Origin of the sequence: Sphingomonas sorbitolis, from assembly GCF_036663875.1 — a bacterium.
In the GTDB taxonomy this organism is placed as follows: Bacteria; Pseudomonadota; Alphaproteobacteria; order Sphingomonadales; family Sphingomonadaceae; genus Sphingomonas.
Genome location: NZ_JAXOJS010000001.1, coordinates 741,398 through 753,090, shown reverse-complemented (window position 1 = coordinate 753,090; position 11,693 = coordinate 741,398). Strand labels below are relative to the sequence as shown.

Genomic DNA, 11,693 nt, shown 5'->3' with positions numbered 1-11,693 from the left:
CGCCTAATATCCCGGCGCGGCGGGGATGGGGGGTGCGTTCGCCGAGACCGTGTCGCCATCCGCGATATCCAGCATGATCGCGACGCGAAGATGCCGTTCCGATGTCCGCTCGCCACGTACGAGCACAGCCCTGAGCCGCGCATAAAGCTGGCCTGCGTTGCGATCGAGCAGCGACACGCTGCCCAGCTTGACCCAGCGGGCGGGTGTCGCCGCGCACGCGGTGGCGGCGCTCCCGGTCGCCGCAGGAGCCAGCAGCGGATGCACGCGGCCGAGATCGACCGAGTCATACCGGCCGGGCGTCAGGCCCTGGGGAAAATAGCGGACCACCGTTGTCGTGCCCTGGTCGACCGCCACGCGGCGGGCGCCGGGGCGCCGTTCGCGGGCGATCCTCGCCCGCTCGCCGGCTGCGGCACGTCGAGCCGCCGCCTCCGCCCGCCCGGCCAGCGCCGTCACACCTCCCTCGCTCATCGTGCGCAGGTCGCCGGCGGCGGCGTACACCTCAGCACGGGCCCGCGTCTCGGCGATCTGCGTGGTCGCGCCGGCCGGGTCGGCATTATCGCGCGGCACGGGATCGGCACCCGCGAGCGGCGTTGCCTGCTGCTCGGCCTGAAGGCGGCCATAGCCGAGCCCGACCGGGCTCAGGATGGAAAAGGTTACCCGTCGATCGGCGGCGGAAGGCGTCGCGCATGCCGCATCTGCCATGCGTGGGGCATCGCCCGTCGGATCGCTGCTGCCGCGGCCCTCCAGCGTCATGCGGCGACCCTTCACCCGCCCGTACCGGCCGAGCATCCGGCGAACCGCCTGCGCGCGGCGATAGGAGAGGGTCAGGGCATATGGGTCTTTCCGCCGATGCTCGCTGCAATCGGCATGTCCCGCGATCCGGATGCGCAGCTGCTCCGTTTCGATCCCGTTCAACAGCGCCCCGAGCGCGCGCAACGTGTCCCGCGACGGATCGACGGGCTTGTCCCCATTGGCCTTGAACCGTATCGCCGTCACCTCCGGACAGGCGCCGCCGCCGGCGTCGTTCAGCTCGCCCAGGCAGAGGGCGAGTTTGGCGAGGCTGGCATCCTCCCGGGGCCGGACGAGCTGGCTTTCCTGCGGTGCGCCGGCCACCGGCTCGGTCGCGGTGGTCGTCAGCATCAGGATGGGTGCCATGGCCGCCCGCGCCCAGGCCTTGCGGATCGGCGCCTCCTTGCGCGTCGTCGTGGTGGTTCGATCAAAGGGCATGTCGGCTACTTTCCTCGCCGGAAGAGAGACTTACGGGCGGTGAGTGCCGTGATCGGAGCGGCCCGGGCCCCCGTCGTCGCGCCGGCGCTCACGCTTGTTCCTGTTCAATCGTCATGCGCCGGCGCAGCGCGCGCTGCGTGATCCGGAAGCGGGCGATCGTGGAATCCACCGCGGCCCGGATGAGCTCCGCGAGCTTGGCGAGCGCCTCGCTGCCGCCGGCGAGCAGTCCCGCCGTGAGCAGGATATCGACCGAATTGAGAAGGGCCAGCTGACCGCCCGGAACGGCCTGACCCGTTGCCGTTTCGCCCGCGATCTGGATGAGCGGTGCCAGAGTCCGCACGCCGGCGCCGCTGACCACTAGGCCGAGCACGAAGCCGAGAACCACCCGCAGGCGCTGTCGCCGCGTCTCCACATCGACGTTCGCGCGCGCTGCGGCTTTCAATTCGGCGCGGTCGCCGGGCTCCGAGGCACCGGCATCCTCTGCCGCGCGCAGCCGTTCGCGGGCCTTCCGGGTTTCGCTTCCGAGCCAGGCCGCGTTGATCGCGGCCAGCGCACGCTCCATGAACAGGGCGATCACCGTCAGCGTGGTGACGATCCGCGGCGCTTCGGTGGTGAAGTCGTCGACATAGGCGAAGGCGCCGAAGCGGAACCAGCCGAGGGACAGGGCGACGACGGCGGCGATCACCATCGCGGCAAGCGCCGCAACGGGCGAAAGCCCGAAGACCGGAGTGGGCTCGGGTTCCGGTTCAGGCTGAGGCACGGGTGTGAACGCGACCGTCACGTCGTCGAGCAGAGCCGCGAGCCCGCCGAACTCGGCCAGGGCCTGCACGATGCGCTGCTCATAGTCGGGGACGCCGCCGCCGTTGTAGGTGACCGCACCGTTGATGAGGCGACCGCGGGACAGGTCGCCGCACGCAAAGGTGGGAGCGCCAGCTGCGGAGTTTATCCGGTGCAGGAGGTACAGCACGCCCCAGACATAGCTGTGTGCCGGTGCGAACGCGGCGTCGCGGTGGCCGTTGTTGCGGTTGGTCAGCAGGCTTAGCGATGCCGAGCGATCGAATCCGGCGCTTCTTTCGGCTTCGGCCGCGATCTCGTTCGACCAGAGGTTGGACAGGCCCGGCCCGCGCACGAATCTGGACGAGTTGCCGGACTGGCCCGTCAGCTCCCGCCACCAGCTGTCGGCAGGGTTGCCGGTCTGTATGGGATCCCGCGCGGGTTGTTGCGCGCCGACGGTGCCGTGCCGGCTTTCGACGATGGATACGGCGCGCAGGATATCCAGAAGCCGATTGCGCGCATTGCTAGTAAGTTGTTGATTGTTGGCCGGACCCATCCGGCATCCCAGGAAAGCAATCGCGAAGTCCAGCGCCGATGATGCCTTGGCGCTCTGCAGGCGCCAAAGATCAGCTTCACTGGGTGGAGCAAGAAGCTCGCCTTCAACTGACGCCTGATCGTGTTCGGTCATCATACCCCCGCGCAGAATTTCGCAAGCAGACACGGCCGACGCTATCGTCCCCTTCGAAGTTTGCATAAACCCCCCCGCGTCGCAAGTCGGGCGGCCGCGTGGACCGGGCGTTGCTGTCCACTTGGACAAAAAGAGAGTCGACTCGCTCCGGCCGGCAGAGCATGTTCCATCCGCTATCTGGGAGGGTGTGGCCGTGAACGGCGAGGTCGACGATCTCTTCGAGAATGTACCGGAAAGGGACGACCATCAATCTGCGGAAGACCTGTTAGGTCCCCACGGATTGCGGGCAAGACTGGTTCGGATCAGCCAGACGTCCTTTCGCGGATCGCCGGCGGCGGCATTGCGCCGTGTTCACCTGAACTTCTTCCCGGCCGACCGGCTCGGGGTTCTGCGATCAGGTGCGCTCGGCGAGCAACCGATCGAGCTGATCGCCCTCCTGCAGCAGCCTCGGACCGAGAACGGAGACACGGTCGTCCTCGGGCGTCTGGAGGATGACCAGGACAGCTGGCTGACGATGGTCATGGTCGGCGAGACGTTTGCGCTCACGCTCAACTCGCTGGAGCACGGCCTATTCGAAGTGGTTGTGCGGAATCCGGAATCCGATCTCTACGTCGCCCGCAAGCTGGACGAAGGATTGCTGCCGGATTGCGGGGTCCCCGACGCCGCATCGTCCGACGACGACGAAGGTTCGGAAAGCGGGGCGTCAGCCGACGACGGAGGGGCAGACGCGGCGGCAGAGGCGGTCGTCATCGACCTGATGGTCGTCTACACGCCGGCCGCGAGGGACAGGCTGAAGACCGACGACGCGGTAAGGGCGAGGGCCCTGGAATCCGTTGCACGCGGCAATCAGGTTCTGGCCAACAGCGGTCTCGACGTCCGGCTCAAGCTGGTCCATTGCGCGCTGCTGCCGGGCTACGCCGAACCCTCGGGCGCGGACCCCTTCTACGTCATGCTCGCGCAACTGGAGAAGGGGATCGCCCCAGGTCTCGAGGGCCTTCACGCCCTCCGCAAGACGCACAAGGCCGACATCGTGTCGCTGCTGGTCGCCGACAATTCTCTGGGCGGACTGGCGAACGTCATCGGCGAGCCGCCGCGGGCCACGTTCGGACGCGCCGCCTATAATGTCGTATACTACCAGGTGGCGGCGTCGACCTGGACGCTGCTGCACGAGATCGGACACAATCTCGGAGCCTGCCATGAATCGCCGTGCGTCACCAGGCGACCATATGGACAGGGCCATGCGTTCGCAGCCGGCGCTCCGCCCAGGCAATACAAGACGGTCATGGTCCGCAAGAGCGTGGCCGGCCAGCGGATACCCTATTTCTCCAGCGCGGACGTGGCCGTCACGTACCGGAATGTGCCGGTAGGCGACGGCAGCCACGACAATGCCCGCGTCGTCCGCGCGGGCGCACCGATCGCCTCGACGTTCGGAGAGGCGCTTTAGGGCCTGTGGGGATTCAAAAAGTTGAGCGGACGTGATCCACGCTGCGGATGGACCGCGACGTACTGACGGATGCCCAATGGGCGAAGATGAAGTCACACTGCCTTGGCAAGGTGGGCGACCTTGGACGTAGAGGCGCGAACAACCGGCTCTTCATGGAGGCGGTGATGTGTATTGCCCGTACGGACAGTCCGTGGCGCGACCTGCCGGAGCGGTTCGGCAACTGGAGCACGGCGATCAGGCGGTTCTGCGACTGGCGGGCGGTGATGTCTTCAAGCGTATCTTCGAAGCGCTGTCAGATGAGCCTGACCTGGAGTACGCCATGGTCGACGCGACGATCGTCAAGGTCCACCGCCACGGACAGGTCGCAAAAGGGGGCTCAGAGCCAGGCCATTGGCCGCTCCAAAGGATGCATGACGACCAAGATCCTGGCGCTCACCGACGCGCTGGGCAACCTGGTCCGCTTCCGGTTGATGCCGGGTCGGCGCTTCGACAGCGTAGAGGTGCCCCCGCTCATCGACGGCATCGGCTTCGACGGGCTGATCGCGGACAAGGCATTCGAAAGCAACTCCATCTACCCTCTTATCCATGAGCATCGCGCACGGGATGCCGAGGCGCGGGGCGCCAGACGTTCACGATGCCGAAGAAAGCCTGCGGCGTGGACGCGGATCCCCAAGGCTTCCGTCGACGGGCCGGTCTCGACCTTTCGCGCGAGGTCAGGCATCGCCGTAACGCAAGGGTAGGCGTGACGTCGCTCGTGATCGGCTCCGCGACGAACGAATGTTCGACTAGTCCGGTGCGGCGGGCGTCATTGCTCCGTCTCTTGCGAAGCGACCGCGCCCATCGTCATTGCCAGCAGCGATGCGCCGCGTTGTGCGTGATCGAGCTTCAGAAGCCGGACCCAGTGCGCAATGTGTTTGCCTGCCGCATCCACGCCTTTGCGCTGCAACTGCGCGGTCGTCAGGTTCGTGTCGTTCTGGATAACCGACGCGATCGACAGCGCGTAGAAGTCTATGATGTCGTCGGCGATCAAAGCTTGATCGGGAGAGTTCGCAGCAAGGTACTGCATGACTATTGGCATGATCTCCTGGAACAGGTCGATCTTCGCCTGGTCGTCTACCTTCATGATGTTCGCGGGCATGCTGGCGTCCTCCGTTACACAGATGTATTGCCTCAGATCATTAAGCGGAAGGCCAGGCCGACGGGTCCCGCCAGTACCGGAGCCGTCATGAATCATCCGCGCGAATGGTTTCAGCCGAAAGTCGTCGGTATCGGTTGGTCGCCTCGAACGTGGGAGGGCTGGGCGGTCATCGTCGCCGTGATCGCGATTGGCTGCGTTGTCGGTCGCGTCAACGTTTGACGAGCCACAGGCGCGAGAGCGTCATGTTGCATGCGCCGGGGAACCTGGCTTAGGTTTGGCCATGGAAAACACCGAACCCCAGTTTGACCTCCTTGGCCAGCTTCGCTCGCTCATCGCGCAACGAAACGCGGCAGCGGAGGCGTTCGAGATGTTCAAGCAGGACGCCGTGCTGGCGCCTGCCGCTGATCTGGCGAACGGCGACGTCTCCTCCGACGAAGCCGCGGACGTGGCCGCAGAGGAAGTCGACACGTTCAAGGCTCAGACCGAAGGGCTTCTGGCCAGCGCGACCGACGACGAACTTCTGGCTGCGTACCAACAGACACAAGGGGAGGTTGGCGATCTCGCCGCCGAGGCGCTCCGCGATGAAATGCGGCGTCGGAACCTCGATGAATGAACAGACCGAGCGCCAACCGGGAAATCTGGCATGTGTAATCGAGCACGGTTCAGCGGCGAACCCGAGACCATAGTCGAGCGCTTCGGGGCGGAATGGTTGGCCGGGAAGCCGATGGACAACCGGTTCGATCCGAAGGAGCTGCGCCCGTTCGGACGAGCGTATGTCGTGCGGAACGAAGGCGTTCGCCCTGTGCTCGACGTCATGGAGTGGGACGTTCTGGCGGGACAGGCCAAGCAGGCTGGTCGCAAGGTTGCGCAGACGAACGTGCGCACTTTGCATCTCCCGCAATGGCGCTCGCTCGTCAGCGACCACGCCAACCGGTGCCTGATTCCGCTGACGGAGTTCTGCGAGTGGGCACGCGAGCCTACCGATCTCGGCGACGGCAAGAAGCCTATCAAGGGAGAAATGTGGTTCGCGGTCACCGATCTGCCCGTGTTCGCCATCGCGGGCTTCTGGCGACAGGTCGGTGACCGACGCTACTTCGCGATGGTCACCTGCGATGCGAACGAACTGGTGGCGCCGATCCATCCCAAGGCGATGATCACGATCCTTCGGCCGGATGATCACAAGCGTTGGCTGACGGGCAGCTACGACGACGTGCTAGCCTTGCAACGGCCATATCCGGCGGATCGGATGTCCGTACGTGGCCCCGTCTTCCCAACCCGTGGCGGCAACATTCTTGTCTGAACGGCCGGTCATGTCCGATCGCGAGGTCTGGGAGAAGGCGTCGACGATAGCAGCGGCGTTCGGAGACGACGATCCTGAACATTTCGCGGCGAGGTTCTTCGACGTTCTTCGCGACACCGCAAGTCCGCAGGACTGGCGCCGGGTCGCGGCTGCGGTCGACATCATTGCTGCCGCAACCCGACATTAGTACCGGCACGTCACCGGTCGTCCGGCTCCGCGACGCATTCCGTGCGTTTGACCGGCGAGGAAACTGACATGGCGAACGGAGAGAAGATCACGGACGGTGCCAACGAGCGGACCATCGACGAGGCGATCATCGGCACGTCACCGGGCATTCCCGACGAGGCACTTCTGCCCGGCGTGAAAATGTTGGAAGTGCCAAGCGACGGGGAGGTCGCGCGGATCGCTGCGAAGCTCGGAGCACCTGATCCAGGCAGATGACATGTCATCCTTGCGATAGGCCGGGGGCCTCCGGATCGACCGGGGACGCGTCGTCGGAGGGCTGGTATCGCAGTGTCCATTGAGGGAACCCTCCCGGTGAAATCTCGATGTCCGGAAGGCCGATGGGGTCGGACCCGGTTTCGACCCACCCCGCGCCGAGGCAACGACTGCATGCCGTACGCTTGCAACGGAAGCTGACGAGATCGATCTCAGTGTTCCACTGTCCCCTGCCTTGGCAGGTCGGGCACATGGCATCCAGGCTACCCTTGCGGGGCTGAAGCGGAACGATGTCGAATGCGTGCGGACTGTCGGGGCCGTCGCAATGGACGATGTTGCTGGCGTGGTTCATCGCGACTTACTCGTGGGACTTCTGGCCGAACGCAATATGCGATGCTGTCGCTAGGCTCGGACCGTCGGCACCTGTGCTATGTCCGTCGTCCATGCGGGCGAACGCATCTCGGAACGCATCTTCCATTCCCGCTTGAACCCCTGTGACGCCGTCACGACCGTCCACGTGCCGAACCTGCCGTTGATCGCGTCGAGCGCGCCCATGAGCCGGTCCCGCTTGGCCGTATCCTCCTCGAACAGCGTGCGCGGCCGCTCGTCTTCGGGCAGCAGGTCGTCGAGCATGATGCCAGCCTTCGTGTAGGCGTAGCCATCGCGCCACGCCTTCTCAGCGCCCCGCCTGGTCGCTGCGATCAGCTCGAGGCTGTCGTTCGTCATCGGATGCAGGGTCACCATGCGCGATGCACCGTACTGGGGCCGGTCAGGCTTATGCTTGTTCGTATGAAAGAACGCGGTCAGCCGGGCCGCGACCAACCCGTGTGATCGCAGCTTCTCGCCAGCGCGCAGCGCGTATTGCGACAGCGCTCCCATCATCCGTTCGAAGTCGCATATTGGCGTTCCGAATGACCGGGTGACGGCCATGCCCTTTCGGCGGGGCTCGACTGCTTCGACGGCATTTGACGGAACGCCACGCAGTTCGGCCACGAGTCGCTCAAGGACGACCGTTCCGACGGCGCGCGCCTGCTTCATCGGCATGTCTCGTAGGGCACCGGCAGTGTGGATGCCGAGATCGGTCAACTTGCGAGCCGTCGCTCCGCCGACGCCCCACACGTCACCAACCGCGAAGGCATGCATCACATCGCGCCGTACGTTGTCGTCACGAAGATCGGCCACACCGTCGAACTGCGGGTTTTTCTTGGCAGCCGCGTTCGCCAGCTTCGCCAGCGTCTTGGTCTCCGCAATGCCGACGCACGTGGGTATCGTCGTCCATAGCTGGACCTGGGCACGCATCGCGTTCGCGTGGGCCACAAGATCGCGCCCTTCGAAGCCGGCGAGATCCAGGAATGTCTCGTCGATCGAGTATATCTCGAAATCACGGGCGAAGGACTCGCAGGCGGCTATCACCCGGCGCTGCATGTCGCCATAGAGAGCGTAGTTCGACGACCGAACCTGGATGCCGTGCCGTTTCACCTTGTCGCGCAGGTGGTGGATGGGGTCGCCCATCTTGATGCCGAGCGCCTTGGCCTCCGCCGATCGTGCGATTGCGCAACCGTCGTTGTTCGACAGGACGATGACCGGGACCCCTACCAGACTGGCATCGAAGGCGCGCTCGCAGGAGACGTAGTAGTTGTTGCAATCGATCAGGGCGATCGGCGGGCTCATGCCATCTTCCGCGCGACGCCGACGACCGTGCCCCAGATCTCGACGTGCTCGTCCACAAGGATGTCTACGAACCCTTCGGCCTCAGGCACGAGCCAATGCCGGCCGTCGACGTAGCGCAGGCGCTTCAGCGTCCGGTCGCCATGCACCAGCGCCACGACGATCGCACCGGCCTTGGGCTTCTTGGCGCGGTTCACGACGATCAGATCACCGTCGTTGATCCCGGCGCCTGACATCGATCGACCCTCGACGCGCATGATGTAGCTGGCGGCTGGATGCTCGACGAGCCAGGCGCCAAGGTCGATCGGTTCCTGCATGTCGTCCTGCGCAGGCGACGGGAACCCGGCAGGGGTGTGGACGAGGAAGAAAGGCACCTCACAGGGCACCAGTTCGAACGGGACGTCGTGGAGTCGTAGCGCATCGTCATGACGGTGCAGAGGGACGACGACCGGGCGCTCCGGGTTCCACGAGATCACGGCCGGAGGATCGCGGCGAAGAGGAGCTGATCGTGCCGAGCGGCCAGAACGGATCGGGCATCCGGCGCGGCACCGACGGCTTGGCGGTACCCAGCTGTCCCGAACCGTTTGGCCTCGTCGAAGCTGAATGCCACGGGGCGCATGGGCGGATAGACGTCGTCGTAAATCGCCCAGGCAGCCGCTCTAAGCCGCAGATCGTGCTGCATTTCGTTGCTCCATAGATGTCGAGCCGCCGTGAGCGGCATGGTCATAGCTAGGCGCGATCCGGATTGATTCGCAAGAACATTGCAAGAACACGGACATGATGCGATTGGTCGGCCGACGATTCGAAGGACACGATCATGGCCGAATACGACGATGACCAGCAGGAGCCGAAGCCCGCGTTCGGGAAGTGGTTGCTGTCACAGCGGGACCGAGGCGATTGGGTCGATGGCATAGCCGACGCGGCGCGTGCCGATCGGACATTCCCGAAGAACGGCGATCCCGAAGCGGTGCGGGCGCATCTGCGCAAGCAGCAGGCCGATGGCGACGCCTTCGCCGCTATCGATGATGCAGAGAGCGACTGGATGGCCGCTTAGTCGTGCTGTTCGTAATCGTTGCCCTTCAGGCAGGAATGCCAACGGCGCCATTCTCCTGCACTGTGACCCGCGTCCACGATGGCGATGGCCCTTTGTGGTGCTCGAACGGCATCAAGGTTCGGATCGCAGGGGTGCAGGCGCCGGACTTCGAGAGCGCGTCACCTTGCCGCGTGGCAGATCCGCGCCGCGCTCACTACCGTTGCGACAACGCCGCCGCTAATCGCAGCCAGCAGATCGTCGAGCGGCTCGTGCTGCGCAAAACGCTGCGATGCGAGGCAACGGGCAAAAGCTATGGTCGCGTTGTCGCTCGGTGCACGCTGCCAGACGGTCGATCACTATCTTGCGCTGCGATCGCGTCCGGCGCCGCGGTTCGTTGGGACCGCTATTGGCGATAGTATCGAATGGGTGGGTGCGGGTGAGCATTTGGGCCGTGGGGGCGCGGGTCGCTGCTGCATCGTCGATCCGAAGCGCCTGTCCCGCGTGTTGGTAGTGGATCAGCGCCGCCGGATGTCGGATAGAGCATCTGCATGGCCAACGACGTGACCTCGGAGATCGTGATCAGCTCGCCGGATCGGGAGCAGGCGATGCGGGCTTTGGCTCGCGAATACCTTCGGGCATGGATGCGGCCCGGAGGGAGCATCGCCCTCGAACGCGTAGGACGTGACGCGATACGCGACGCCGCGGACGCCACGGCTCGCACGTCGCGATCCGTGGAGCCGGCGTCGACCGAGGGGATACTGGCGGATATCGAACGGTTCGCGGCCGCGTTGACCGAACCGCCGAAGGTTCGGACGCACTGGTGGTCGGCGCGCCGACCCGACGCGGACCCGCCAACCGCGTCGGACCTGGCGGCGCTCATCGAGCGGCTCGATCGTCAACGCGATGTCCTGATGCGACGAATGATCAGCCTGCAGACCGATCGTGAGCGGTTCGTAGTCCTGGATTATGCACTGGAGGATGCGGTACATCTGATACGTGCGTTCGGACCCGTGGTCGAAGCCGCCGTACGCGAGCTGCGGGACCAAGGCGGCGACGAGGCGGCCCGGATCGAGGCAGAGACGTCCGCCGCCCTTCTCGATCGTCGACGTGCCGTGCTGACCCAGCTTGCGGTGCATCGGCAGGCCATCATGACGTTGGATATGATCATCTCGAACGAGATGACCCTCGGCGCCGCACTGGAGCGGGCGCGCACAGCGACGATTTCGGCGTTGCAGGTCGCGATGGCCGCACGGCGAGCTGCGGCAGACGGTACGCTCATCGCGCGGCAGGGCGCTTCGCTCGCGCAGACGATCGATGGCGCGAGCGCCGGGACGGCGGGCGGGTCGGGGCATGCCAAGCGGATGCTCGAGGACGCGCTGATCCAGGCCAGGACCGCCATCGCAGCGATGTCGGATCGCGGGACGCGCTAGAAGCGGTGCTGGCTTTTCAGATCCGCCATGGAGTACCATCGTGCTTCACAGGTTTGTCGAACGGAAGCCGGTCGTGTCGGGATTTTTAGATCGGGTGGCGAATTGGTTGGCGGGGCCGGCGGCGTCCGAGCCGGAAGCCGCGATCGAACCGGTACGGACTGCGCCGACGATCGAGCCGGAGGACCTGAGGCTGCCCGACACGACTCGGCCGCGAGTGGCTCGACTGCTGTCGCTCGCGTCGGACATCGAAGCTCGTAGTCTGGACGATGCGGTTATGATCTCGGCGCTCACCGAGGTCAGGCAGATGCGGGACACCCACCTGCCGAAGCTCGTCACAAGCTATGCCGAGATCCCGGCCGCGCATCGTGCCGACATATTCCGCAAGACTGGCAAGTCCGCGAGCTACAATCTCAATGCGGCGGTCGATAAGATGATCCAGAGGCTCGAGACGCTGTCCAGCACGATGGCGCAGGACGACATCGACAGCTTCGCCGACAATCTGCGCTTCATTGAGCATCGGTACGGCGGCGGTGACCCCGCGCCATGACCGTCG

15 protein-coding genes are annotated in these 11,693 nt (G+C 65.3%); 9 read left to right on the top strand and 6 right to left on the bottom strand.

Going from position 1 to position 11,693, the window contains the following annotated elements; genetic code table 11:
• Nucleotides 1-3: 3 nt before the first annotated feature.
• Both U1763_RS03130 and U1763_RS03125 read right to left on the bottom strand, forming a co-directional pair.
• Complete coding sequence (locus tag U1763_RS03130) at nucleotides 4-1,227, bottom strand: OmpA family protein (RefSeq protein ID WP_332754073.1); 1,224 nt, start codon at nucleotides 1,225-1,227, stop codon at nucleotides 4-6.
• A gap of 88 nt (nucleotides 1,228-1,315) precedes the next feature.
• Nucleotides 1,316-2,689 carry a hypothetical protein gene (locus U1763_RS03125; protein WP_332754072.1) on the bottom strand — a complete coding sequence of 458 codons (1,374 nt, stop codon included), beginning with the start codon at nucleotides 2,687-2,689 and terminating at the stop codon, nucleotides 1,316-1,318.
• A gap of 193 nt (nucleotides 2,690-2,882) precedes the next feature.
• On the opposite strand from U1763_RS03125, the gene U1763_RS03120 reads away from it, so the two are divergent.
• Together U1763_RS03120 and U1763_RS03115 are read left to right on the top strand one after the other, a co-directional pair.
• Nucleotides 2,883-4,133 (top strand): reprolysin-like metallopeptidase, encoded by a 1,251-nt coding sequence (locus tag U1763_RS03120; RefSeq protein WP_332754071.1) that lies wholly within the window; start codon nucleotides 2,883-2,885, stop codon nucleotides 4,131-4,133.
• Between the two features lie 47 nt (nucleotides 4,134-4,180).
• The gene (locus U1763_RS03115; protein WP_332754070.1) at nucleotides 4,181-4,873 is read left to right on the top strand and encodes an IS5 family transposase; all 693 of its coding nucleotides are present in this window, start codon (nucleotides 4,181-4,183) and stop codon (nucleotides 4,871-4,873) included.
• A gap of 65 nt (nucleotides 4,874-4,938) precedes the next feature.
• Here the strand turns inward: U1763_RS03115 and U1763_RS03110 are convergent, their stop codons facing one another.
• Nucleotides 4,939-5,271: a hypothetical protein gene (locus tag U1763_RS03110; protein ID WP_332754069.1), complete on the bottom strand. Its 333-nt coding sequence runs from the start codon at nucleotides 5,269-5,271 to the stop codon at nucleotides 4,939-4,941.
• A gap of 280 nt (nucleotides 5,272-5,551) precedes the next feature.
• On the opposite strand from U1763_RS03110, the gene U1763_RS03105 reads away from it, so the two are divergent.
• From U1763_RS03105 to U1763_RS03090, 4 genes are all read left to right on the top strand, one after another.
• On the top strand, nucleotides 5,552-5,884 hold the full coding sequence (locus U1763_RS03105) for a hypothetical protein (protein ID WP_332754068.1): 333 nt from the start codon (nucleotides 5,552-5,554) through the stop codon (nucleotides 5,882-5,884).
• A 30-nt stretch (nucleotides 5,885-5,914) separates the two neighbouring features.
• Nucleotides 5,915-6,571, top strand: coding sequence for an SOS response-associated peptidase family protein (locus tag U1763_RS03100; RefSeq protein WP_332754067.1), 657 nt, complete (start codon nucleotides 5,915-5,917; stop codon nucleotides 6,569-6,571).
• Nucleotides 6,572-6,581: 10 nt separating this feature from the next.
• A complete protein-coding gene (locus tag U1763_RS03095) occupies nucleotides 6,582-6,758 on the top strand; it encodes a hypothetical protein (RefSeq protein ID WP_332754066.1) in 177 nt (58 codons plus the stop codon).
• Nucleotides 6,759-6,826: 68 nt separating this feature from the next.
• Nucleotides 6,827-7,012: a hypothetical protein gene (locus tag U1763_RS03090; protein WP_332754065.1), complete on the top strand. Its 186-nt coding sequence runs from the start codon at nucleotides 6,827-6,829 to the stop codon at nucleotides 7,010-7,012.
• 399 nt (nucleotides 7,013-7,411) lie between these two features.
• Here U1763_RS03090 and U1763_RS03085 read toward each other — a convergent pair whose 3' ends face one another.
• Genes U1763_RS03085 through U1763_RS03075 form a run of 3 tightly spaced genes read right to left on the bottom strand, consistent with a single transcriptional unit; the run spans nucleotide 7,412 to nucleotide 9,359 of the window.
• The gene (locus U1763_RS03085) at nucleotides 7,412-8,680 is read right to left on the bottom strand and encodes a Y-family DNA polymerase (RefSeq protein ID WP_332754064.1); all 1,269 of its coding nucleotides are present in this window, start codon (nucleotides 8,678-8,680) and stop codon (nucleotides 7,412-7,414) included.
• On the bottom strand, nucleotides 8,677-9,153 hold the full coding sequence (locus tag U1763_RS03080; protein WP_332754063.1) for a LexA family protein: 477 nt from the start codon (nucleotides 9,151-9,153) through the stop codon (nucleotides 8,677-8,679). The genes U1763_RS03085 and U1763_RS03080 overlap by 4 nt, the downstream gene beginning before the upstream one ends.
• On the bottom strand, nucleotides 9,150-9,359 hold the full coding sequence (locus tag U1763_RS03075) for a hypothetical protein (RefSeq protein ID WP_332754062.1): 210 nt from the start codon (nucleotides 9,357-9,359) through the stop codon (nucleotides 9,150-9,152). The genes U1763_RS03080 and U1763_RS03075 overlap by 4 nt, the downstream gene beginning before the upstream one ends.
• Nucleotides 9,360-9,494: 135 nt before the next feature.
• Here U1763_RS03075 and U1763_RS03070 point away from each other — a divergent pair, with 135 nt between their 5' ends.
• From U1763_RS03070 to U1763_RS03060, 3 genes are all read left to right on the top strand, one after another.
• A complete protein-coding gene (locus tag U1763_RS03070; protein WP_332754061.1) occupies nucleotides 9,495-9,731 on the top strand; it encodes a hypothetical protein in 237 nt (78 codons plus the stop codon).
• A 527-nt stretch (nucleotides 9,732-10,258) separates the two neighbouring features.
• On the top strand, nucleotides 10,259-11,140 hold the full coding sequence (locus U1763_RS03065) for a toxic anion resistance protein (RefSeq protein ID WP_332754060.1): 882 nt from the start codon (nucleotides 10,259-10,261) through the stop codon (nucleotides 11,138-11,140).
• Between the two features lie 40 nt (nucleotides 11,141-11,180).
• Nucleotides 11,181-11,687, top strand: coding sequence for a hypothetical protein (locus U1763_RS03060; protein WP_332754059.1), 507 nt, complete (start codon nucleotides 11,181-11,183; stop codon nucleotides 11,685-11,687).
• Nucleotides 11,688-11,693: the final 6 nt, after the last annotated feature.